The 22,218-nt window shown below is 31.8% G+C and carries 26 protein-coding genes; 20 read left to right on the forward strand and 6 right to left on the reverse strand.

Annotated elements, in window-relative coordinates; all coding sequences use genetic code 11:
* From EG242_RS08040 to EG242_RS08065, 6 genes are all read left to right on the forward strand, one after another.
* The coding region (locus EG242_RS08040) for a four helix bundle protein (protein WP_317124942.1) at nt 1–395 on the forward strand (395 nt) is incomplete at its 5' end.
* Nucleotides 396–545: 150 nt separating this feature from the next.
* The gene (gene rpsF / locus EG242_RS08045) at nt 546–887 is read left to right on the forward strand and encodes a 30S ribosomal protein S6 (RefSeq protein WP_124899378.1); all 342 of its coding nucleotides are present in this window, start codon (nt 546–548) and stop codon (nt 885–887) included.
* Between the two features lie 6 nt (nt 888–893).
* The gene (gene rpsR / locus EG242_RS08050) at nt 894–1,190 is read left to right on the forward strand and encodes a 30S ribosomal protein S18 (RefSeq protein ID WP_002987043.1); all 297 of its coding nucleotides are present in this window, start codon (nt 894–896) and stop codon (nt 1,188–1,190) included.
* Nucleotides 1,191–1,253: 63 nt separating this feature from the next.
* Nucleotides 1,254–1,694 (forward strand): 50S ribosomal protein L9, encoded by a 441-nt coding sequence (gene rplI, locus EG242_RS08055; RefSeq protein WP_124899379.1) that lies wholly within the window; start codon nt 1,254–1,256, stop codon nt 1,692–1,694.
* 67 nt (nt 1,695–1,761) lie between these two features.
* Nucleotides 1,762–2,331: a methylated-DNA--[protein]-cysteine S-methyltransferase gene (locus EG242_RS08060; RefSeq protein ID WP_124899380.1), complete on the forward strand. Its 570-nt coding sequence runs from the start codon at nt 1,762–1,764 to the stop codon at nt 2,329–2,331.
* Between the two features lie 3 nt (nt 2,332–2,334).
* Entirely contained in the window at nt 2,335–3,291 is a 957-nt protein-coding gene (locus EG242_RS08065) for a helix-turn-helix transcriptional regulator (protein ID WP_124899381.1), read from the forward strand.
* A 134-nt stretch (nt 3,292–3,425) separates the two neighbouring features.
* On the opposite strand, the gene EG242_RS08070 is transcribed toward EG242_RS08065, so the two are convergent.
* Nucleotides 3,426–3,896, reverse strand: a complete 471-nt coding sequence (locus EG242_RS08070; RefSeq protein ID WP_124899382.1) for a DinB family protein — start codon at nt 3,894–3,896, stop codon at nt 3,426–3,428.
* Nucleotides 3,897–4,083: 187 nt separating this feature from the next.
* Here EG242_RS08070 and EG242_RS08075 point away from each other — a divergent pair, with 187 nt between their 5' ends.
* Entirely contained in the window at nt 4,084–4,977 is an 894-nt protein-coding gene (locus EG242_RS08075; protein ID WP_124899383.1) for a lysophospholipid acyltransferase family protein, read from the forward strand.
* A gap of 39 nt (nt 4,978–5,016) precedes the next feature.
* Here EG242_RS08075 and EG242_RS08080 read toward each other — a convergent pair whose 3' ends face one another.
* The 5 genes from EG242_RS08080 to EG242_RS08100 form a co-directional block, all read right to left on the reverse strand.
* Nucleotides 5,017–5,787, reverse strand: coding sequence for an META domain-containing protein (locus tag EG242_RS08080; protein WP_124899384.1), 771 nt, complete (start codon nt 5,785–5,787; stop codon nt 5,017–5,019).
* A gap of 87 nt (nt 5,788–5,874) precedes the next feature.
* Nucleotides 5,875–6,621, reverse strand: a complete 747-nt coding sequence (gene fabG, locus EG242_RS08085; RefSeq protein WP_124899385.1) for a 3-oxoacyl-[acyl-carrier-protein] reductase — start codon at nt 6,619–6,621, stop codon at nt 5,875–5,877.
* Nucleotides 6,622–6,663: 42 nt separating this feature from the next.
* Complete coding sequence (locus EG242_RS08090; protein WP_124899386.1) at nt 6,664–7,557, reverse strand: transporter; 894 nt, start codon at nt 7,555–7,557, stop codon at nt 6,664–6,666.
* Nucleotides 7,554–8,222, reverse strand: coding sequence for a spermidine synthase (locus EG242_RS08095; RefSeq protein ID WP_124899387.1), 669 nt, complete (start codon nt 8,220–8,222; stop codon nt 7,554–7,556). Before EG242_RS08095 ends, EG242_RS08090 begins: the two co-directional genes overlap by 4 nt.
* A complete protein-coding gene (locus tag EG242_RS08100; protein WP_124899388.1) occupies nt 8,223–8,690 on the reverse strand; it encodes a helix-turn-helix domain-containing protein in 468 nt (155 codons plus the stop codon).
* A gap of 282 nt (nt 8,691–8,972) precedes the next feature.
* On the opposite strand from EG242_RS08100, the gene EG242_RS08105 reads away from it, so the two are divergent.
* The 13 genes from EG242_RS08105 to lpxA all read left to right on the forward strand — a co-directional run bounded on the left by EG242_RS08105 (nt 8,973) and on the right by lpxA (nt 22,215).
* Entirely contained in the window at nt 8,973–10,055 is a 1,083-nt protein-coding gene (locus EG242_RS08105) for a M14 family zinc carboxypeptidase (protein WP_158608856.1), read from the forward strand.
* A gap of 133 nt (nt 10,056–10,188) precedes the next feature.
* Nucleotides 10,189–10,668: an Lrp/AsnC family transcriptional regulator gene (locus EG242_RS08110; protein WP_124899390.1), complete on the forward strand. Its 480-nt coding sequence runs from the start codon at nt 10,189–10,191 to the stop codon at nt 10,666–10,668.
* Nucleotides 10,669–10,722: 54 nt separating this feature from the next.
* The gene (locus EG242_RS08115; protein ID WP_124899391.1) at nt 10,723–11,703 is read left to right on the forward strand and encodes a metal-dependent hydrolase; all 981 of its coding nucleotides are present in this window, start codon (nt 10,723–10,725) and stop codon (nt 11,701–11,703) included.
* A 76-nt stretch (nt 11,704–11,779) separates the two neighbouring features.
* Nucleotides 11,780–12,544 carry a peroxide stress protein YaaA gene (gene yaaA, locus EG242_RS08120; RefSeq protein ID WP_124899392.1) on the forward strand — a complete coding sequence of 255 codons (765 nt, stop codon included), beginning with the start codon at nt 11,780–11,782 and terminating at the stop codon, nt 12,542–12,544.
* A gap of 25 nt (nt 12,545–12,569) precedes the next feature.
* On the forward strand, nt 12,570–14,249 hold the full coding sequence (locus tag EG242_RS08125; RefSeq protein ID WP_124899393.1) for an McrB family protein: 1,680 nt from the start codon (nt 12,570–12,572) through the stop codon (nt 14,247–14,249).
* Between the two features lie 13 nt (nt 14,250–14,262).
* Nucleotides 14,263–14,715, forward strand: coding sequence for an IS200/IS605 family transposase (gene tnpA / locus EG242_RS08130; protein WP_124899394.1), 453 nt, complete (start codon nt 14,263–14,265; stop codon nt 14,713–14,715).
* A gap of 143 nt (nt 14,716–14,858) precedes the next feature.
* Nucleotides 14,859–15,161 carry a 5-methylcytosine restriction system specificity protein McrC gene (locus EG242_RS15145; protein WP_203227694.1) on the forward strand — a complete coding sequence of 101 codons (303 nt, stop codon included), beginning with the start codon at nt 14,859–14,861 and terminating at the stop codon, nt 15,159–15,161.
* Nucleotides 15,162–15,234: 73 nt separating this feature from the next.
* On the forward strand, nt 15,235–16,071 hold the full coding sequence (locus tag EG242_RS08135) for an McrC family protein (RefSeq protein ID WP_317124943.1): 837 nt from the start codon (nt 15,235–15,237) through the stop codon (nt 16,069–16,071).
* Between the two features lie 71 nt (nt 16,072–16,142).
* Nucleotides 16,143–17,636 carry a histidine ammonia-lyase gene (gene hutH, locus EG242_RS08140; protein WP_124899395.1) on the forward strand — a complete coding sequence of 498 codons (1,494 nt, stop codon included), beginning with the start codon at nt 16,143–16,145 and terminating at the stop codon, nt 17,634–17,636.
* An 88-nt stretch (nt 17,637–17,724) separates the two neighbouring features.
* A complete protein-coding gene (locus EG242_RS08145; protein WP_124899396.1) occupies nt 17,725–18,960 on the forward strand; it encodes an HD domain-containing protein in 1,236 nt (411 codons plus the stop codon).
* A 21-nt stretch (nt 18,961–18,981) separates the two neighbouring features.
* Nucleotides 18,982–19,998 carry a UDP-3-O-(3-hydroxymyristoyl)glucosamine N-acyltransferase gene (gene lpxD, locus EG242_RS08150; protein WP_124899397.1) on the forward strand — a complete coding sequence of 339 codons (1,017 nt, stop codon included), beginning with the start codon at nt 18,982–18,984 and terminating at the stop codon, nt 19,996–19,998.
* A gap of 23 nt (nt 19,999–20,021) precedes the next feature.
* A complete protein-coding gene (locus EG242_RS08155) occupies nt 20,022–21,410 on the forward strand; it encodes a bifunctional UDP-3-O-[3-hydroxymyristoyl] N-acetylglucosamine deacetylase/3-hydroxyacyl-ACP dehydratase (RefSeq protein WP_124899398.1) in 1,389 nt (462 codons plus the stop codon).
* Between the two features lie 19 nt (nt 21,411–21,429).
* Entirely contained in the window at nt 21,430–22,215 is a 786-nt protein-coding gene (gene lpxA, locus EG242_RS08160; RefSeq protein WP_124899399.1) for an acyl-ACP--UDP-N-acetylglucosamine O-acyltransferase, read from the forward strand.
* Nucleotides 22,216–22,218 lie beyond the last annotated feature (3 nt).

Consider the following 22,218-nt stretch of genomic DNA (forward strand, 5'->3'; position numbering starts at 1 on the left):
ATGTTTTTTTTATTGTCTTCATTTTAAATATAGTTATCATGAGTTTTAAATTTGAAAAACTACAAATTTTGCAAAAGGCTATGAGTTTTGGAGAGGATATTTATAAACCATCCTTACAGTTTCCAAAAATTGAAATCTACAATTTATCATCTCAAATAATTCGTGCTTCAGATTCTATAGCCTTAAATATCTCTGAGGGTTCAATTATGCAATCAAATCCAGAATATAATCGCTTCTTAAATTATTCTGTTCGATCATTAACAGAAGTAGTAACATGTTTATATAAGGCAAAATACAGAGGATATATTGATGATCAATTGTTTGAAAAACACTATAATGAAGCATATTATTTAATGAATATGATTATTGCATTTAAAGCAAAACTCAAAAATTAATATGCCTACAAAGTTTAGCTTCAATCAAACTGACACCCAACACCCGACATCAATTACCCTTCACAAAAATAAATCCCGAAACCATTTGCTAAAAACAATAAACTGTTATATATTTGCACCCAATTTTATAACAAATTAAATATAATTATTATGAATCATTATGAAACTGTTTTCATTTTGAATCCCGTTTTATCTGAAACTCAGGTAAAGGAAACAGTACAGAAATTCGAAGATTTTCTTGCTTCAAAAGGGGCTAAAATGATCTCTAAAGAAGATTGGGGCTTAAAAAAATTAGCTTACGAAATTCAAAACAAAAAAAGTGGTTTTTACCATTTATTCGAGTACACTGTTACAGGTGAGGCACTTATTAGTTTAGAAACTGAATTCCGTCGTGACGAAAGAATCATGCGTTTCTTAACTGTAGCTTTAGACAAGCATGCTATTTCTTGGGCAGAGAGAAGAAGAGAGAAATTAAAAACTAAAAAAGCGTAATTTATCATGTCAACAATCGAACAATCTGCAAAAGGTAAAAAAGACGGAGATATCAGATATTTAACGCCTTTAAACATTGAAACTAACAAAACTAAAAAATATTGTCGTTTCAAAAAATCTGGAATCAAATACATCGATTATAAAGATGCTGATTTCTTATTAAAATTCGTTAACGAGCAAGGTAAAATTTTACCTCGTCGTTTAACTGGAACTTCTTTAAAATACCAAAGAAAAGTATCTGTAGCTGTAAAACGTGCGCGTCACTTAGCTTTAATGCCTTACGTTGCAGATTTATTAAAATAATAACAAATTAAAGTTGTTGCCTCGCTACTGGCGGGCTAACTTCTTATTAAAAAGGACAACAACATGGAAATTATCTTAAAACAAGATGTTCAAAAATTAGGATTTAAAGACGATTTAGTAACTGTAAAACCAGGATACGGTCGTAACTATTTAATTCCTCAAGGTATGGCTGTTTTAGCTACACCTTCTGCAAAAAAAGTTTTAGCAGAAAACTTAAGACAAAGAGCTCACAAAGAAGCTAAATTAATCGCTGACGCTAACACTATTGCAGAAGCATTAAAAGCTTTAGAGATCAAGATTGCTGTTAAAGCTGGTGGTGAAAAATTATTCGGTTCGGTAACGAATGCTGATATTGCTGCTGCTTTAGAATCTAACGGTCAATCAATCGACAAAAAATTCATCACTTCTGGTACAATCAAACGTTTAGGTAAATATGCTGCAAACGTACGTTTACACCGTGATGTAATTGTTGAATTACCATACGAAATTGTTGCTGCTGAGTAATTAGCTGCAAAATAGTATATTTGAAAACCTTCTTTTTACAAGAAGGTTTTTTTATTAAATTTATCGAATGAATTGTACAGATCTAAACCAGAAACTTACAGGTAACTCAAACCAAATTTTTATAACAACCTATCATTCTCCGTTGGGCTTGATGTTTTTGGGTGCTACTGAAAAAGGAATTTGTTTGGTTGAATTTTATGATCGAATTCATTTGGAAAAAACACTTTTAAAATTAGCCGAAAGTTTAAAGGCACATTTTGTTGAGGAAGAAAATGAGCATCTAAATCAATTAAAAGAAGAACTTAGCTTATATTTCGATAAAAAACTTCAAAAATTTACAATTCCGTTGGTTTTTACAGGAACCGATTTTCAACAGAAAGTATTTCAATCATTAATTAAAATTCCGTACGGAAGCACATCAACCTATAAAAATCAGGCAATTGTTTTGGGCGATGTAAAAGCAATTCGTGCCGTTGCTACTGCCAATGGATTGAATAAAATTGCCATTGTTATTCCGTGTCACCGAATTATTGGAAGCAATGGTTCAATGGTTGGTTATGCAGGTGGAATTCACAGAAAACAAGCGTTATTGCAGTTAGAAGGCGCTTTACATCAAAATCAATTTAGTTTATTATAGTTTATGAGTGAGCTTGATGTAAAGAAATTCAACCGTATTTTAAGTATTTATGTGCAGTTGCAATCACGAAACTGGATTACGGCTAAACAATTTGCCGACCGTTATCAGGTAAGTGTTCGAACAATTTATAGGGATATAAAAGCCTTGGAAAATGCTGGCGTGCCTATTTATAACGAGCAGGGTAAAGGGTATGCTTTGGTTGAAGGATACAAAATTCCGCCGACTATTTTTACAAAAAACGAAGCGTATAGTTTTGTAATTGCAGAAAAGTTGATGGAAAACTTTGCCGATAAAAAAATGAGTTTTCATTTTTCGTCTGCTTTGCACAAAATGAAAGCTGTTTTGCGATCGAGCGAAAAAGAAAATGTAGCTTTAATTGAAGATCAATTTTTAATTTTCGATACCACATCAAGTAAAACTACCAATGAAATGCTTTCGGTTTTGTTAGAAAGCATCGTTTCAAAAAAACAGATAAAAATTTTATACCAAAAACCCGGTGAAAGTAAACCCGATGAACGACTTTTAGAACCAATCGGAATTTTTTACGAACATGATTATTGGTATTTCATGGCTTTTTGCTATTTGCGAAATGATTACCGTCAGTTTAGAATTGATCGGGTTAAGCAGATTGTAAACATAAATAATCTTTTTAATCGAGAACACAAACCATTAGATTATTTTTTGAATGAAAAAAAACAGATGGAAGTTCAAAAAACAACGGTTAAAATTTTAGCTCCTAAAAAATCGGCACATTATTTTAATTGGGATCGAAATTCGTATGGTTTTGTATCAGAAAAAGAACAAAATGATAAAATGGAATTGACTTTTGAAACCACTACGAATTTACAATATTTTGCCCGTTGGTTTTTAATGTACAGTGTAGAAGCCGATATTGTTGAACCACCTGAATTAAAACAATTAGTAGCCGATTTATTGAAAAAGGCTATTGAAAAATCATAAAAAGTTGCCCTAAAAACCAAATAAGTGCATGGTATGTCATTCCGACGGAGGAGGAATCTTCAGTAATCAATAACTCAAGATTCTTCACTCCATTTTATTTTGTTTAGATTGACACTTTTAGGACATCCTCTTTTTTAGTATCGGTCCCAGAAAAAAGGTGGTTCTATATTCAAACTTCTTAAATAAACGTAACCTTGTCCGCGGTGGTGAATTTCATTGTCAATAAAATACAGAATATTCTGAATAACAGGAAATTTATATTCACCAAATAAATTAAATTCTTCCTTAAAACGATTTTCAGAAATTTGCATAAATAATTCATTGATTTTAGGTGTAGCATCGTCCCAAGCGTTTAATAAATCGGCTTTTGTGGTAAGTGGCAAATTGTGGTTATAACCTTCGGTAGAATTGTTCACAATTCCTTCCAATCCAGGAACGGCAATAGACAATAATTCTTTAACCAAATCGGCAAATGTTCGCATACCGCCAATGTTGTATTCAAAAAGTTCTTTTTCTGGAAATGCTTCAATCACTCTACGTGTTAAAGTTCTGTGACCTTGCCAATGAGTCAATAATTCTTCGTTTGTTAAAATGTTTACTTTCATACTAATTGATTTAAATATTATTTTCAGTTCAAAATTATGAAGCAGGTTTGACAACTGTGTGTCATGCGAAAAATTAATTTTAATAAGTTTTAATCTATTTTGATGCAACTTTACCATTGGTTGTTAAAACATTAAATAAATTCAGTTAAATGCACAGATACCTTTATCTTTGCAAAAAATTTCATTAATGAAATATATTTTATTTATCATTGTATATGCTTTGTTGTGGTGTGTGTCTATACTGCCGTTTCGAGTATTGTATTTACTTTCGGATTTTTTTTATTTTCTGGTATATAAAGTAATTAAGTACCGCGTTAAAACAGTTCGATATAATTTAGAATTGACATTTCCACAATTATCATTTGCCGAAAGAAAAGAAATTGAGAAGAAATTCTATGCCCATTTATGTGATATGTTTCTTGAAATGATAAAAACCATCACCATTTCGCCAAAAGAACTCGAAAAACGCTTTGCCTTTTCAAATTTAGAATTGATTGAAGAATACGAAAAAAAGCAAAAAAGCATTATTTTAATGTTACCACATTACGGAAATTGGGAATGGATTGTAGGTTTAAATAAGTTTTTAGATTTTAAAGGTTTCGGAATTTATAAACCGTTGAAAAATAAGTATTTCGATAAACTTGTTAGGGATATTCGTTCGCGTTTTAATGCCGAATTAATTTCTACGCACGATACAACTGGTGTAATACGTGAAAATCAGTCAAAAGGATTTTACGGAACTTATTTGTTTTTAAGCGATCAAACTCCGGTATTAAGACCAAATCTTCATTGGGAACTATTTATGGGAGTTGAAGTACCTGTACACATGGGCGCCGAAGGTTTAGCACGCAAGTTAAACATGAATATTTTGTATATAAAGATTGATAAAGTGAAACGTGGATATTATCAAGCTACTTTTTCTGAAATTACTGATGATATTAGAAATGAACCTAAATACAAACCCACCAGAATATTTTTAGATAGGGTAGAGGCACAAATAAAAGCAGCTCCCGAATATTATTTCTGGACGCACAAACGTTGGAAATACAAAGGCCAAAAAGAGCAATATGAAACTAAATAAAAAGAGTCGGAATTTACTTAAATTCCGACTCTTTATTTATTACTGTTTTTTAGAAAATTTCATTTTAAGCTGATCTCCTGAAAAAAGATGCAGTTTATTATCAATAATTTTATAATTGGTAATGCTTGGCAGTTCTTTTAAAAATTCAGTTTCCATATTTTCGTGCACACACATCATTCTGGTTGATGCAATGTTTGCAAACCGTATGGTTTCATTCTGAATAAAAATACCTCCTTTAATACCGTTACAACTCGCATTGCCGGACATGTAAGCTTCTTCACTTTCAAACTGAATAAAAGGTGTTTTTAAGTATTTGTTGGCTGGTATTTCATTTCCGTTAAAAGAATTTAGCTCCCAAGTAGCCTGTAGTTTTTTTGGTACGATAAAATTACCACATCCGTTTAGCTCTAATATTTCGCCAGTTGCATCGGTAAGTTCTACTTTTGTTTTGTATGAAAAATTGTTGTCAGACATTCCATCTGAACAATCTTGCTGACTAATGGTAACTTGTATTTTGTAAGTAGCATTTTCAGATCGAATCAATTGTACGTTGGCATCTTGCGCTTGATCAATTCTTTCAATAGGAAAAGCTTCTCTGTTACCGTCGATATCTTGGTAAACTACAAAATTATTGTCCAATTCAATATTCCAGAAAGGTTCGGTTCCTAATCCTTTAAAATGCGGATCAAATGTTTGTTCGTTAAATTTTGTTATAGACGAAGAAGTAGTATCAGCGGATTTTTGCTTGCTTTTACACGAAACCATAATGCCTAATAAAGTAACAAAAAGTAATAGATGTATCTTTTTCATGATATTTTTTATTAAAGATACAAAATATAATAAAAACCCTTTAGTGTTTCATAACTAAAGGGCTTAAATTCTTTGTATAAATAATTGTTATGTTAGCATTCCGCCATCAACATTTATAACCTGTCCAGTAATATAGGTCGCTAAATCTGATGCTAAGAATACACATGTATTTGCGATATCTTCTGGAGTTCCGCCACGTTTTAACGGAATCGCATCTGTCCAACCTTTAACGGTTTCTTCGCCTAATTTTGCGGTCATTTCAGTTTCGATAAATCCTGGAGCAACCACATTACAACGAATGTTTCTTGAGCCTAATTCTAAAGCTACTGATTTTGAAAAACCAATAATTCCGGCTTTTGATGCAGCGTAATTTGCCTGTCCTGCATTTCCTTTCACACCAACAACAGAACTCATGTTAATAATAACACCGTTTCTTGTTCTAAGCATGGTTTTTTGCACGGCTTTGGTCATGTTAAAAACCGATTTTAAATTCACATCCATTACGTTGTCAAAGTCGGCTTCGCTCATTCGCATCAACAAATTGTCTTTAGTAATACCGGCGTTGTTAATTAAAACATCAACAGTTCCAAAAAATTCCAACACCTTATCCACTAAATCTTGTGCTTCGTTAAAATCTGCTGCATTAGATTTGTATGATCTTGCTTTAACACCCAATTTTGTTAATTCTTTTTCTAAAGCAATGGCAGCTTCTTCAGATGAACTGTATGTAAATGCTACATTCGCACCTTGTTGTGCAAAGGTTAAGGCAATTCCTCTACCAATTCCACGAGTTGCTCCTGTTATTATTGCGGTTTTTCCTTCTAATAATTTCATGTAATAGTTTTTAACACTTTTAGGCAAATATAAAATAAAAAATTATAATTCGGTAGGATCTTTAAACTCGTATTTTTTATGATTTCTCCACGAAGCGCCAATTCCTGCCTGAATTTTATGCGGAGTATTTTCTATACTTGTTCCACCAAAAGCATCAATCTGTAAGTTTTGGTTAATTTTATAAGTTAAACCGCCTTTTAAAGAAGCATCATTCATAAACGGAACCGCAATATTATTGTATTTACGATCGATAATTCCTTGATGTTCGCCAAAAATGCTCCATCTGTCGCTTAAACCCAACGATGCAGTTACAATGTAACTAATGTTTCTAAATTCTTCTTCGGTAACATTTTCGCCAATAAAGTTATAGGTAATGCTGAAACGTTTGCTTAAATGCTGTTGCGCAATAAGCATGCTTTTTAAGCCAATTTCGGGTAATTCGGGATAATAAATATTGTGTTTAAAATTAAATTGTCCGCCTGCATAAATCGAAACAGCCGGAATCAATCTTCCCCATTTAAAACGCTGATTTGCTTTCCAGCTGTAAACATTTCGCTTTTCAACGTAGTATTTGTAATGATCGTAAATTAAAAATTTAGCTCCAAAGTTTAGCTGACGAAAACCACTGTTGTTGACATTTAAATTATAATCGGTTTGATTGTAGCTGCTAAAATATAAATCGGCAATAAATTCTAAGTTCTCTAACATATCACCGTAACGTAGTTGAACCTGAAAATTGTTATGTTTATTTATTTTTTCGGTATGAAATTCATCGTTTTGAAAGGTATATCCACCTTCAATCTGAAAAATACCTTTACTAACGCTGTAAGCTCCCATAGAAGAACTTGGGCGATTGGTATTGATATCTTTGGTATATTGCGCTTTTGCAGAGATCGATCCTAACAAAACAATAGCTATATAAATGTATTTTTTCATTTTAGTTTTTGGGTTATTATTAAATGATTATGACCGTACAGTTTCTTAAATTCATGAACTGTAAAGTAGCGTTTTAAATTTTCGATAAATTTATTGTTACGCACTTCATGCACATCACTTAAAATAAAGGTATTAAAAATTATGTTGCCATTCAATTTCAAAACGGCGTAAATGGTTTTAATAAACGTTGTCTGAAAAACAAATTCAGGTATTTCTGTGTCGTTAAAAAGATCAACAATAATAAGGTCGTAGTTTTCTTTAGTGTATTTTAAAAAAACATTGGCATCTGCATTTACAATTTCAAGTGTGCTGTTTGGGATAATATCAAATTCGTTTAAAGCAATTTCAATAATAACTGGGTCAATCTCAACAGCAGTAATGGTAGCTTGTGATTTAAAGTTACTGCGTAATTGTTTAACAACATCGCCACCGCCCAAACCTAATATTAAAACAGAAGCATTTTTACTTTGATAATCACACGTAATATTATTTAATCCTTTACGTAAAACCTTCCCCAAATTTCCGTACGAATAATTGGTGTTTTTAGTATCGAGAATTTTTTTACCATTTACCCAATTAATTTCTAACGTACCATTAAAAGTACTTTGGTAGGTGCGTTCGGGAATTACGTTTAAATAACTAAAATACTTTTTTAAAATACTCATTTACGGATTATACTTTTTAAAACTTCCGTCGTTGTAAAAAATAACGATACAGTCAATTTCTTTAGATTGGAAAGATAAAATGTTTTCTTGATTCTCTGTTATATTTTGATTGATATTTTTAGATTCGCTTTCTTCTGATTCAATTTTAATTTGATCTTCCTTTTCGATTTCATTCATAGTTTTAACTTCTAAAATTTCATTTAAAACAGTTGTTTCAGTTTGATCTTTTTCAGTTTGATTTTGATAAATGTCTGTTATCAAAAAAGGCTCTTTTTCATAAATCAACCATTCTAAATTTAGGGTAGGAAAGGTGGTATGCAACTTCATTATAAACTCTAAACTAGGTTTGTTTCGTTCTGAAATAAGATGCGAAATAGTTGCCTTTGGAACCAAAATCTTCTCTGCTAATTCGGTTGTGCTTAAACCAAAATGCTGCATTATTTTTTGTAATTGTTTGCTGAATTTCATAATAAAAAGGTGATTTTTAAACCAAATTTAACTTTACATTTGTAAACAAACGCATTTTTACAAATGTAAACTAAATAATTTTACAAATGTAAACTAATTTTTACATATTAAATATATAGTTTAATTAATATGATTTATTTATCTGATATCAAGTGTATAGAGAATAGTTTTATTTGTATTGTAAGCTCGTGTGCGTGCCGTTTGTTTACAAAAATAAACAGCTGTTTAAATATGTTATTTGTTGTATTGATAGTATATTTGATAAAAATTACAAAACGCACCATGCTATTTTTAAAACAACAAGAAATTAACGAACGATATATTACAAATACCGACTTAGAAAATGTTTTAGAAAGTCTTAATAAGGATATTTTTAAAGTGGCTGTTGCCGGCAAAAGTGTCTTAGAAAAAAATATTTATCGAGTAGATTTTGGAACAGGAAATTTCAAGATTTTGTTATGGTCGCAAATGCATGGAAACGAAACTACAACAACAAAAGCGGTTTTTAATTTCTTAAAAAGTATCCACGCAAACAGTTCGTTACTTACTCATTTTTCGTTTACTTTTTTGCCTATTTTAAATCCAGATGGTGCCGAAGCTTTTACGCGTCTTAATGCGAACAAAGTTGATTTAAACAGAGATTCGGTTGATCTTTCCCAACCCGAATCGCAATTACTTCGGTCAGTATTCAATACAATAAAACCTTATTTAGCTTTAAATATGCACGATCAGCGCAGTATATTTTCTGCCGGTTCAGAATCAAATCCTGCAACATTATCCTTTTTAGCTCCGGCATTTAATGAAGCGTGTGACATCAATGATGTTCGAACCTTTGCCATGCAGTTAATTGCTAATATGAACGATGTTTTAAAAAATCATGCACCAGATAATATCGGCAGGTTCGATGATTCTTTCAACATAAACTGTATTGGCGATCAATTTACACATTTAAACGTTCCTACAATTTTGTTCGAAGCCGGTTTTGCATCAAACGATTATCAAAGAAAAAAGGCTCAAAAACTAGTAGAAATAAGTTTACAAACCTTGTTTAAGGCTATTGTTTCTAAAGAATACGAACAATTTAATGTAAACGATTATTTGTCGATCCCTGAAAATGAAAAAAACTTTGTTGATTTAATTATTGAAAATTTTTCTACTACAAACTCTGAATTAATTCAAAATAAGACCTTACCTGTTGTTTTTAAAGAAGAAATTAATGCAGGTTCGCTTGTTTTAAAACCAACAATAGACTTTCACTCAGCACCTAACTATAAATACGCTCATTATACATTAAATGTGAATAATCAATTAATTAATAATGAATCGGATATTGAAAAAGCGTTACAGAATGTGATGATATCGTAGTTTTTGGGTTCTTAGTTGTTAATCATTTGCTAAAAACTAAAAAATATTTATGCTTTATTGTATTTTTTATAATAATTCATTGTATTTTTGCTTGCATAAAATTCTAAAAAGTAAAATAGATAAAAATTGTTATATGAGTAAGTTTCGATTAGATGAAATTGATCACCAGATTTTAGATATGTTGATCGATAACACAAGAGTGCCTTTTACAGATATCGCGAAGAAGTTGTTAATATCTGCAGGAACAGTGCATGTACGTGTTAAAAAAATGGAAGACGCGGGCATTATTCAAGGGTCGTCTTTAACCTTGGATTACGAAAAATTAGGGTATTCGTTTATTGCTTATGTAGGTATATTCTTGCATAACACCTCGCAAACTAAATTTGTTTTAGAGCGTATTAACGATATTCCTTTTGTTACCGTAGCTCACGTTACCACTGGTAAATTTAATGTTTTCTGTAAAATTCGTGCAAAAAATACACGCCATGCAAAAGACGTTATTTTCATGATTGATGATATAGAAGGTGTTTACAGAACAGAATCTATGATCTCATTAGAAGAAAGCATTAACGATAAAAAACGTTTAATGCATACTATTTTTAAAGATATGTAATAAAAATATATTGTATTTTTGAACTGCTCATTCACAAAATGAGCAGTTTTTTTTATGGATTCTTTTACCCAAGTAATTTTAGGCATTGGTGTTGCTCATGTGGCACTTAATAACAGTGTTAACACTAAAAAAATAGTAATGCTAGGTGCGATTGTTGGTACCTTGCCCGATTTAGATATTTATATTGCAAAGTTTTTTAACGATCCGCTTACAGAAATCGAAATTCATCGGGGATTTTCTCATTCTATCATTTTCTTTTCGTTGTTTAGTTTGCTAATTATGTACCTAATTAAAAACGTATTTAAAGAAATTACAAGAATACAACTCTTTAAAACAATATTTCTTATCTTGTTAACCCATTCATTGTTAGATGTTTTTACAACTTGGGGAACACAACTTTTTTGGCCCATAAAAGATAAAATAGCGTTGAAATCTATTTTTGTTGTCGATTTGTTTTACACCATTCCATTGTTAATGGGAGTTGTTTTAGGTTTAAAAAACAAGCGAAAATCATTCACCTATGCCGGATTTTTTTTAAGTTCACTGTATTTAATTTGGGGGTTAATAGCACAAAACATAATCAAAAACAAAGTGGTAGATGATTTTAAAAATCAATATACAGAAAAAGTTCAGCATATTACGGCGAAACCTACTTTTTCAAATAGCTTTTTATGGAATGTCATCATTGAAACCTCTAATGGATTTTATCTTTCCGATCGATCGATTTTAGAAGAACACAAAGTGAATTTTGATTATTTCCCTCGAAACGAAGAATTAATTCAGGATATTTCAGATGTAAATATCAACAGATTAAAAGAGATTTCCGAAAATCAATACATCATTACAGAAAATAAAAACGGATTGGTTTTTAATGATTTACGCTTTGGATTGTTGAAAAACGAACCCGATGATGTTCAATTTGCTTTTTCGTATCAACTAATTCCTACAAAAAACGGATACAGTATTAAAGAACTTCCAAAAGACAAACGTGACGGAATGCAGCTTTTAAAAAATATTTGGTATCGAATTTTTTGATAATTGAATGAAAATATGAAATCAACCAAAAGAAAAGAATTTGTATTTAATAGTTAAATTTGAAGAAAAGTTAAAAATGAAAATAATTATATCACCAGCAAAATCATTAGATTTCGAAACGCAATTGCCTTTAACTACGCATACAAAACCTGCATTTATAAAACAAAGCAAAGAAATAAACAGCGTTTTAAAGAGGTTGAAACCAGTAGATCTAAGTAATTTAATGTCCATTTCTGATAATCTGGCAGATTTAAATTGGCAACGTAACAAAGCTAGAAAATACAAATTAACCGAGTTGAATACTACTGTTCGTCAGGCAGTTTTTGCTTTTAACGGCGATGTGTACACAGGTTTAAATGCTTATACTTTAAGTGAAAAAGAAATCAATTATCTGCAAAATAACCTAAACATTCTTTCGGGTTTGTACGGTTTACTGAAACCTTTAGATGCTATTGAAGCTTATCGTTTAGAAATGGGTATAAAACTACCAATTGACGATAAAAAAGATCTATATGATTTTTGGAAAGATACTGTTACTGCGGCTTTAAACAAAGATCTTAAAAAAGACGATGTTTTGGTGAATTTAGCCAGCAACGAATATTTTAGTGTGGTTGATAAAAAAGCATTAAAAGCAAAAGTTATTACACCAGAATTTAAAGATTACAAAGACGGAAAGCTTAAAATGATTAGTTTTTTTGCTAAGAAAGCACGTGGATTAATGGTTCGTTTTATGGCAGAAAATAACATCATAAATGTAGAAGATATCAAGCAGTTTAATGTTGATGGGTATGGTTTCGATGCTAATTTATCAACTGAAAATAAATGGGTTTTTACGAGGTAGTTGAATAAAAATAATGACTTAAGTAATGATTGGAAATTTAGATAACCAAGAGGCTCTCATTTGGAAAGAAGCATTAGATTATGCTTATAAACAAGATGTTAATCTTTGGAAGAAAACAAGAAATTTTGTTAATTATGCTATTGAATTTAAAGGTGTTTTATATCCGAATAAATTTATAATCCACTATTGTATAGAATATATTGAAAAAACTTATCCTGATTTTGAATTTGTAGTTCCAGATGTGGTTGGAAAGGAGCTTAATGCTTATTTGCAGAGAAAAGGAGCAAATCCCGTTGTTATAAAAGAAACCAATATTAAAGCTAAAAATACTATGAGTGATATTGTAAATAAGATTCCTCTCAATCAAATTCTTTTTGGTGCTCCGGGAACAGGAAAAACCTACAACACAAAAAGAATAGCTGTTGAAATTATCAATGGAGAAAAACAAAGAACCCGTGAAGAAATCAATACAGAATACGAAGATTTGGTAAACACAAAACAAATTGTATTCACAACGTTTCATCAGAGTTTGAGTTACGAAGATTTTATTGAGGGAATAAAGCCAATTATTTTTGAAGATAGTGATGAAAACAAATCTGTTGTTTATGAAATAAAAAATGGCATTTTTAAAGATTTATGCCAACAAGCTCAAATTCAGTCAAAAGTCATTAAAAATGAAATTGAAAATTATGATTTCAATAGTGCTTGGAATGATTTAGTGGAAGAAATAAATAGTTTTATACAAAATGAAAAAATCTATGAACTCCCAATATTGACTCTAAATAAAAGTCTGAATGTTACAGAAGTCACAAATAATGGAAACCTTAGATTGAAACCTAAAAGTAATGCTGAGGCATTGGAATATACTGTTTCGTACAATCGTGCAAAAAAATTGCAAGAAGCTTTTCCTGATTTAACTTTAGTGAAAAACATTGATAAAGAATTCCGTTCTGTAATTGGAGGTTCTAATTCTACAGCCTATTGGTCTGTTCTAAATTATATTAACAATAAAATTAGTTCCAATTCAAAAAGTAGGACAGCCGAAAAAATACTTCCTTCTAAAAAACACGTCCTTATCGTCGATGAAATCAACCGTGGAAATGTTTCGGCAATTTTTGGTGAGTTGATAACACTTTTGGAAGAAGACAAACGAAAAGGAAACAAAGAGCAAACTGAAGTAATTTTGCCATATTCCAATGAAAAATTTTCAGTTCCAAATAATGTTTACCTAATCGGAACAATGAACACAGCCGACCGAAGTGTAGAAGCATTAGATACCGCATTGAGAAGACGTTTTTCATTCATTGAAATGCAACCAAACCCGGAAATACTATCGAATTCTGAATATAAAGATGTTGATTTAAAACAATTGTTGACAACTATTAATCAACGCATTGAAGTATTGATTGACAAAGACCATCAAATCGGTCATTCTTATTTTATCGGTATTCAAAATTTAGAAGAGTTGAAATTGGTTTTCAAAGACAAAATCATTCCGCTTTTAGAAGAATATTTTTACGGCGATTTTGGGAAAATCGGTTTGGTTTTGGGAGCAAGTTTTATTTATCAGGAAGAAAATACGGCAAAATTCCCGAAAAACTTCCCATACGAAAACGACTTTTTAGAAGATAAAAAAGTATATCGCTTCACTTCGTTTGAAAATTGGAACGAGCAGACTTTTATTTCTGTTTACAAAGAAGACTAAAAAATACTGTTTTATGTCATACACAAAAATTTTATATCATATTATTTTCCGGACAAAGTACAGCGAAAAAACAATTCCGTTAGAACTAGCACCTGAATTGTATCGCTATATGTGGGGAATTATTACGAACAAAAATTGTGTGTTGTATCGCGTCAACGGAATGGAAGAACATGTGCATTTATTGATAGATTTACATCCTTCGGTAGCTTTGTCTGATTTTGTAAAAACGTTGAAAGTATCATCTTCTAAATGGATGAAAGAATCAGGGTTTTTTCCTGATTTTAAAGGTTGGGGAATTAAATATTGTGCGTTGACTTATTCCTTGAAGGAAAAAGATATTTTGATTAATTACATCAAGAATCAGCAGGAACATCACAGAAACGAATCTTTTCAGGAAGAGATTCATAAGCTGTGGAAAGAAGGTGATTTTGAAGATGATGTGAAGTGGTTTTGGGTAGATAGTTGAACTCCTACGGAGTTCCTTCCAGTTCTCGTATTCATGTCTAAACCCCAAACTGCGCTTCGCTTGTTTAGGGTAAGGCACGTTCAGACTCCGTAGGAGTCGCATTTACATTACCTCGAACGCAGTTCGGGGATCAAAGAAAAAAAATGAAACACATACAAGTATTTGAATATCAAAAATTGCGATACGATGATTCTGGATCATTCCGAAAACATCACTTTGATGCTATGGTAAAATTCAATGAATTACACCAAAACAAATACTTTACAATCATTCACAAAGGAATTCGTTTCGGTAGTTATGTTGGTGTGATTCAAATTGGTGGTTTAACGATTGAAATTCTTCCCAAAGCCGACAACAATGAAAATGCAGACAAAAATCTTTGGCAAAATGTGTTGCTCAATATGCTGAAAGTCTGCAAGAAAATTCAAGTTGAATCTATTTTCTGAAACCCAACTAAAAAAATGATATCATTCTATTTTAGATGTTTATTTTGAGCTTTATCTGAATGAAGTCGAAAGATTGGTAAAAAAAGGATTGATTAAGAAATATAGAAAAAATCAATCCAATCAAAACGCACTAAAAGGCAAATTGCTTTTTGCTCAAAACATTCAGCAAAATTTAGTACATAAAGAACATTTTTACTGTGAACATCAGGTTTACGATAAAAATAATTTGTTACATCAAATTCTTTATAAAGGATTATTGGTGTTAAAAACTTTTGTAAATGACTCTTTGAAAGATAAATTAAACCGATTGTTTTTTGAATTTCAAGACATTGAAAATGTCAATATTCAGAAAAAGCATTTCGATAAAATCATCATTGACCGAAAAAATAACGATTATCAAAAAGCCATTGATATTGCAAAAATCATCATTCTGAATTATTCGCCAAGTTTGAATTATGGAAACGAGAATTTACTTACGCTTTTGTTCGATATGAATGCTTTGTGGGAAGAATATATTTTCCGTATTCTCCAAAAACACAAAACTGAAGAAATAGAAGTGTCATTTCAAAATTCCGACAAGTTTTGGGAAAATAAACGCATTCGTCCTGACATTGTGTTGAAAACCAAAGACCAAACATTTGTTATTGATACCAAATGGAAAATCATTGAAGCCAATAATCCGTCAGACAATGATTTAAAGCAAATGTTTGTTTACAATCTGCATTGGAAAGCAGAGAAAACATTGTTGCTCTACCCTAAAACCAACCAAATAGATAGTGAATTTGGAACATTTCATTATGACAATTTAGGCAAGAAATGCAAATTGGGTTTTGTGGATATTACCAACACAAAAACTATGAAGAAGAGTCAGATTTTAGCAAATGAAATTTTTGCTAAAATTTATTATTAAGCTATAATTCCCTTAAAACATTTTGATTTATAGATTAGTTTTAAGAATTTTACGTTTCAATAAAATAAATTATGTCTACAACTTATTATATAAGTAACAATACGTTGAGTTTAGAAGAGTTAAACACAATAATTGTAACAAATCAAACCTTGGCTTTATCAGAAGAAGCCATTGCAAACATTAATAAATGCCGTGAATATTTAGATAATAAAATGCAGACCGAAACCAATCCTATTTATGGAATAAACACTGGTTTTGGATCGTTATACAGCGTTAAAATTTCAACTGAAGATCTAACAACGTTACAAGAAAACTTAATGAAATCGCATGCGTGTGGTACAGGTGACGAAACACCCCACGATATTGTGAAAATAATGTTACTTTTAAAGATAAAATCATTGTGCTACGGCAATTCGGGCGTGCAATTAGTAACAGTTGAACGTTTAATCGATTTTTACAATCACAACATTTTACCGGTTGTTTATACACAAGGTTCGTTAGGCGCATCGGGCGATTTATCTCCGTTGGCGCATTTATGTTTGCCGTTAATTGGCGAGGGAGAAGTTTTTATGAACGGAAACCGTATTACTACAAAACAAATGTTAGATGAAAAGGGCTGGGAAACCATAACGTTAAAATCTAAAGAAGGTTTAGCATTGTTGAATGGTACGCAGTTTATGAGTGCTTATGGAGTTTATATGCTTATAAAATCTTTAAAATTATCAAAACTTGCCGATGTTATCGGAGCTGTTTCTTTAGAAGGTTTTGATGGTAGAATTGATCCATTTAACAATTTAATTCATATTGTACGTCCACACAAAGGTCAGGTGAATACGGCTGTTTATATTTCTGAAATTTTAGAAGGATCAGAATTAATCAAACAGCCTAAAAAGCACGTGCAAGATCCATATTCGTTCCGCTGTATGCCACAAGTTCACGGTGCTTCAAAAGATGCAATTGAATATGTAGAAAAGGTTTTTAAAACCGAAATTAATTCCGTAACCGATAATCCTAATATTTTTGTTGATGAAGATTTAATAGTTTCTGGCGGGAATTTCCACGGACAACCATTAGCCTTGGCTTTAGATTTCTTGGGAATTGCCTTGGCAGAATTAGGAAGCATTTCAGAACGCAGAACCTATCAGTTAATATCAGGTTTGCGTAATTTGCCTCCTTTTTTGGTGAACAATCCTGGATTAAATTCAGGTTTCATGATCCCGCAATACACTGCAGCAAGTATTGTTAGCCAAAACAAACAATTGGCAACTCCAGCAAGTATCGACAGTATTGTATCAAGCAATGGTCAAGAAGATCACGTGAGTATGGGCGCCAATGCAGCTACAAAAACACTGAAAATTGTCGAAAATTTAGAACGAGTTTTGGCAATTGAATTGTTTAACGCCGCACAAGCATTAGAATTCCGTCGACCAGGAAAATCGAGCAATTTTATAGAAAACTTTGTAGGGGAATATCGTAAAATGGTACCAACTGTTCAAGAAGACCGTATTTTGCATTACGATATTATTAAAAGTATCGAGTTTTTAAGCGAATACCAATTTCAATAAATAATAAATGCACTTTTAGTTATGTAAAAGTGCATTTTTCTTTTACGAAAATGGTTATATTTGCCTGAAATTACAATAATAAACAATTTTGACATCCGAAAATAAATTAAAAATTTTAAACGACCCTATTTATGGCTTCATAACCATACCTACAACATTGTTGTACGATTTAATTCAGCATAGGTATTTTCAACGTTTGCGTAGAATTAAACAAATGGGATTGTCTTCTTTAGTTTATCCGGGAGCCGAACATACACGTTTTCATCACGCTTTAGGCTGTATGCACATGATGCAAAAAGCTGTTCAAGTACTGCATTTTAAGAATGTAGAAATATCAAAAGAAGAAGAAGAGGCGCTTTATATTGCCATTTTATTGCACGATATTGGTCACGGACCTTTTTCGCACGCAATGGAACACAGTATTGTAGAAAATATTCATCACGAAGAAATTTCGTTGCTTTTTATGGAAGCTTTAAATGAAGAATTTGAAGGAAAACTTTCGTTGGCAATAGAGATTTTTAAAGGAAACTATCCGCGTAAATTCATGATTCAGTTAATATCGTCACAAATGGATATGGACCGAATGGATTATTTAAAACGCGATAGTTTTTACAGTGGGGTTGCCGAAGGAAACATTAATTCCGAACGATTAATTCAAATGATCAACGTTCATAACGATGTGTTGGTAGTTGAAGAAAAAGGTATATATTCGGTAGAAAAATTTTTGGTAGCACGCCGTTTAATGTATTGGCAATGTTATTTGCACAAAACAAGTGTGGGGGCAGAATTGTTGTTATCTAAAATATTAAAACGTGCCAAGCAATTAACTTTGCAAGGTATAGATTTGCCGGCTAGTAACGCATTGAATTTTTTCTTGGAAAACTCTGTTTTAAAAGCTGATTTTAATAAAGAAGTTTTAAACAATTTTGCATTATTAGATGATGCAGATATTTACACTGCGTTGAAAAATTGGCAATTTCATACCGATAAGGTTTTGTCTTATTTAAGCAATGCAATTGTAAATAGAAAATTGTTTCACGTAAAATTGGTAGATAAAAATGAATTCGGTTCAAAATTAGGTTATTATCAATTGTTATGTAAAGATAAACTTCAAATAGATGAAGAAGTTGATTACTTTGTTTTTGGCGATAAGTTAAAAAATCAGGCGTACGATTTAAAAGCCGAGCCTATTAGAATATTTACCAAAAACAACGAAGTTATTGATGTGTTAGAAGCATCAGATCAATACAATTTAAAGGCTTTGTCAGAGCCTGTTTATAAATACTTTATATGCTATCCAAAAAGCATTCATAAAGTTGATTAAAAATTAATATTTTTGTATTCAATGAAGATTACAGCAGAGCAAATTGCCGAAGTTTTAAATGGAAATATTGTGGGCGATTCTACGGTTGAGGTTTTTAAGTTAGCCAAGATCGAAGAAGGCGAACAGGGGGCTATTACCTTTCTGTCTAATTCAAAATACAACCATTTTTTATATACAACCAAGGCGTCAATTGTAATTGTTAATAAAGATTTTCAACCGTTGCATGATGTTAAAGCAACCATGATTCAGGTTGATGATTCTTATCAGGCATTTACAAAAATATTAGAATACGCAAACCAGATCAAATTAATGAAATCAGGTATCGAACAACCGTCGGTTATATCGGAAGGTGTAACGTATGGTGACGATTTGTATTTAGGAAGTTTTTGTTACATTGGTAAAAACACGATCATAGGGAACAATGTGAAAATTTACCCTAATTCTTTTGTGGGCGATAACGTAATAATTGGCGATAATACCATACTTTTTGCTGGTGCTAGAATTTATTCGGAAACGGTAATAGGAAAAAACTGTGTGATTCATTCAGGCACTATTGTAGGATCAGATGGTTTTGGATTTGCTCCGAATACAGACGGAACCTATGCTAAAATACCGCAAATTGGTAACGTAATTATTGAAGATGATGTGGAAATTGGTTCATGTACAACCATTGACCGCGCTACATTAGGATCAACCATTATAAGAAAAGGTGTAAAATTAGATAATCAAATACAAATTGCGCATAATGTAGAAGTGGGCGAAAATACCGTAATTGCTTCTCAAACAGGAATTGCAGGATCTGCCAAAGTTGGTAAAAACTGCGTTATTGGTGGGCAAGTTGGTATTGTAGGTCATATTGTAATTGGCGATAACGTGCGTATACAAGCACAGTCCGGTGTAGGTAAAAGTGTTAAAGATGGTGAAATTATTCAAGGCTCACCAGCAATGACTTATAACGATTTTTCAAAATCGTATGTCTATTTTAGAAAATTACCAAATATTGTAAAGGATATCGATCAACTAAAAAAAAATAAATAACATATATTTAAGTAAAAATAATTATGGTTAAACAGAAAACCATCGCTCAAGAAGTAACGATTAATGGAGTAGGTTTACATACAGGTCAGCAAGTTGTTATGACTATAAAACCTGCCCCTGTTAATAATGGTTTTACTTTTGTGCGAGTAGATTTACCGGGAAGTCCTGTTATTGAAGCAGATGCTAACTATGTCGTTTCTACAGAACGTGGAACAAATTTAGAACATAAAGGCGTTCAATTGCATACTACAGAACATGTTTTAGCTGCGTTTGTAGGGTGTGATTTAGATAATGTTATTATTGAGCTAAATGCTTCAGAACCACCAATTATGGATGGTTCATCTAAATTTTTTGTTCAAGCTGTAGAAGAAGCTGGTATTATAGAACAAGATGCAGAACGTAGTGAATATATCGTTAAAGAAGTAATATCTTATGTTGATGAAAGAACAGGCAGCGAAATAATTGTTATGCCTGCTGATGAATATCAGGTTACTACAATGGTAGATTTTGGTACTAAAGTTTTAGGTACACAAAATGCTACGTTGAAAAACATGAACGATTTTAAAGAAGAGATTTCAGAAGCAAGAACATTTAGTTTTTTACATGAAATTGAAACTTTATTGGCACATGGTTTAATTAAAGGCGGCGATTTAAATAACGCAATTGTTTATGTTGATAAAGAAATATCAGACGAAACATTACAGAACTTAAAAGTTGCTTTTGGTAAAGATAATATCGCGGTTAAACCAAACGGAATTTTAGATAATTTAACGTTACATTATCCTAACGAAGCTGCCAGACACAAGTTATTAGATGTTATTGGCGATTTAGCTTTAATTGGCACTCGTATTCGTGGAAAGGTTATCGCAAACAAACCAGGGCATTTTGTAAACACACAGTTTGCTAAGAAAATGTCGAAAATTATAAAAGCAGAACGTAGAAATCAAGTTCCTGTTTTCGATTTGACAAAAGAGCCTTTAATGGATATCAACAAAATTATGGCAGTTTTGCCACATAGATTTCCTATGCTTTTGGTTGATCGTATTATGGAATTGTCTGATTCTCATGTAGTAGGTATGAAAAATGTAACTATGAACGAAGAGTTTTTTCAAGGACATTTCCCTGGCGCACCTGTAATGCCTGGTGTGTTAATTATAGAAGCAATGGCGCAAACAGGTGGTATATTAGCGCTAAGTACCGTTCCTGATCCGGAAAACTACTTAACCTATTTCATGAAAATTGATAATGTACGCTTTAAACAACAAGTTTTACCAGGCGATACATTAATTTTTAAATTAGATTTGATAAGTCCTATTCGTAGAGGAATTTGTCACATGCAGGCTGTTGCTTATGCCAATGGTAAAATTGTTACCGAAGCAGAATTAATGGCGCAAATAGTTAAAGCAAAATAGTAATTAATAATTAGTTAGAATGAATCAACCATTAGCATACGTTCATCCAGGAGCAAAAATTGCTAAAAATGTGGTAATAGAACCTTTTACAACCATTCATAACAACGTTGAAATAGGCGAAGGTACTTGGATAGGGTCAAACGTTACCATCATGGAAGGAGCACGAATAGGAAAAAATTGTCGTATTTTTCCTGGCGCAGTTATTTCAGCTGAACCTCAAGACTTAAAATTCGAAGGCGAAGAAACTACTGCAGAAATAGGAGATAATACTACAATTAGAGAATGTGTTACCATAAACAGAGGTACAAAAGACAGATACCGTACAGCTATTGGTAAAAATTGTTTAATACAAGCATACAGCCACATTGCACACGATTGTATAGTGGGCGATAATTGTATCTTTTCAAACTTAAGCACATTAGCAGGGCATGTAACTGTTGGTGATCATGTTGTTTTAGCAGGTATGGTAGCGGTGCATCAGTTTGTAACTATAGGGTCACATTCATTTATAACAGGTGGTACACTTGTTCGTAAAGATGTTCCGCCTTATATTAAAGCTGCACGTGAACCAATTTCTTATGTAGGAATAAATTCTGTTGGATTAAGAAGAAGAGGCATCGATTCGGAAAAAATAAAAGAGATACAAAATATTTACCGCGTATTGTATCAAAAGAATTACAATAATTCACAAGCAATAGAAATTTTAGAAACCGAAATGGAAGCAACTCCAGAACGCGACGAAATTATTCAGTTTGTACGTAATTCAACCCGTGGTATCATGAAAGGTTATACCGGAATTTATTAATAA

Source organism: Paenimyroides viscosum (assembly GCF_003858535.1).
GTDB lineage: Bacteria > Bacteroidota > Bacteroidia > Flavobacteriales > Flavobacteriaceae > Flavobacterium > Flavobacterium viscosum.

Bases quoted from the DNA above. Each gene is read 5' to 3' on its own strand.
- EG242_RS08070 (WP_124899382.1), bottom strand. From the start codon at position 3,896: ATGAAAGTAAACATTTTAACAAACGAAGAATTATTGACTCATTGGCAA.
- EG242_RS08075 (WP_124899383.1), top strand. From the start codon at position 4,084: ATGAAATATATTTTATTTATCATTGTATATGCTTTGTTGTGGTGTGTG.
- lpxA (WP_124899399.1), top strand. From the start codon at position 21,430: ATGAATCAACCATTAGCATACGTTCATCCAGGAGCAAAAATTGCTAAA.
- EG242_RS08095 (WP_124899387.1), bottom strand. From the start codon at position 8,222: ATGAGTATTTTAAAAAAGTATTTTAGTTATTTAAACGTAATTCCCGAA.
- rpsF (WP_124899378.1), top strand. From the start codon at position 546: ATGAATCATTATGAAACTGTTTTCATTTTGAATCCCGTTTTATCTGAA.
- lpxD (WP_124899397.1), top strand. From the start codon at position 18,982: ATGAAGATTACAGCAGAGCAAATTGCCGAAGTTTTAAATGGAAATATT.
- EG242_RS15145 (WP_203227694.1), top strand. From the start codon at position 14,859: ATGAAACACATACAAGTATTTGAATATCAAAAATTGCGATACGATGAT.
- EG242_RS08090 (WP_124899386.1), bottom strand. From the start codon at position 7,557: ATGAAAAAATACATTTATATAGCTATTGTTTTGTTAGGATCGATCTCT.
- tnpA (WP_124899394.1), top strand. From the start codon at position 14,263: ATGTCATACACAAAAATTTTATATCATATTATTTTCCGGACAAAGTAC.
- EG242_RS08155 (WP_124899398.1), top strand. From the start codon at position 20,022: ATGGTTAAACAGAAAACCATCGCTCAAGAAGTAACGATTAATGGAGTA.
- hutH (WP_124899395.1), top strand. From the start codon at position 16,143: ATGTCTACAACTTATTATATAAGTAACAATACGTTGAGTTTAGAAGAG.
- rplI (WP_124899379.1), top strand. From the start codon at position 1,254: ATGGAAATTATCTTAAAACAAGATGTTCAAAAATTAGGATTTAAAGAC.
- yaaA (WP_124899392.1), top strand. From the start codon at position 11,780: ATGAAAATAATTATATCACCAGCAAAATCATTAGATTTCGAAACGCAA.
- EG242_RS08115 (WP_124899391.1), top strand. From the start codon at position 10,723: ATGGATTCTTTTACCCAAGTAATTTTAGGCATTGGTGTTGCTCATGTG.
- EG242_RS08125 (WP_124899393.1), top strand. From the start codon at position 12,570: ATGATTGGAAATTTAGATAACCAAGAGGCTCTCATTTGGAAAGAAGCA.
- EG242_RS08080 (WP_124899384.1), bottom strand. From the start codon at position 5,787: ATGAAAAAGATACATCTATTACTTTTTGTTACTTTATTAGGCATTATG.
- EG242_RS08065 (WP_124899381.1), top strand. From the start codon at position 2,335: ATGAGTGAGCTTGATGTAAAGAAATTCAACCGTATTTTAAGTATTTAT.
- EG242_RS08110 (WP_124899390.1), top strand. From the start codon at position 10,189: ATGAGTAAGTTTCGATTAGATGAAATTGATCACCAGATTTTAGATATG.
- EG242_RS08060 (WP_124899380.1), top strand. From the start codon at position 1,762: ATGAATTGTACAGATCTAAACCAGAAACTTACAGGTAACTCAAACCAA.
- rpsR (WP_002987043.1), top strand. From the start codon at position 894: ATGTCAACAATCGAACAATCTGCAAAAGGTAAAAAAGACGGAGATATC.
- fabG (WP_124899385.1), bottom strand. From the start codon at position 6,621: ATGAAATTATTAGAAGGAAAAACCGCAATAATAACAGGAGCAACTCGT.
- EG242_RS08105 (WP_158608856.1), top strand. From the start codon at position 8,973: ATGCTATTTTTAAAACAACAAGAAATTAACGAACGATATATTACAAAT.
- EG242_RS08100 (WP_124899388.1), bottom strand. From the start codon at position 8,690: ATGAAATTCAGCAAACAATTACAAAAAATAATGCAGCATTTTGGTTTA.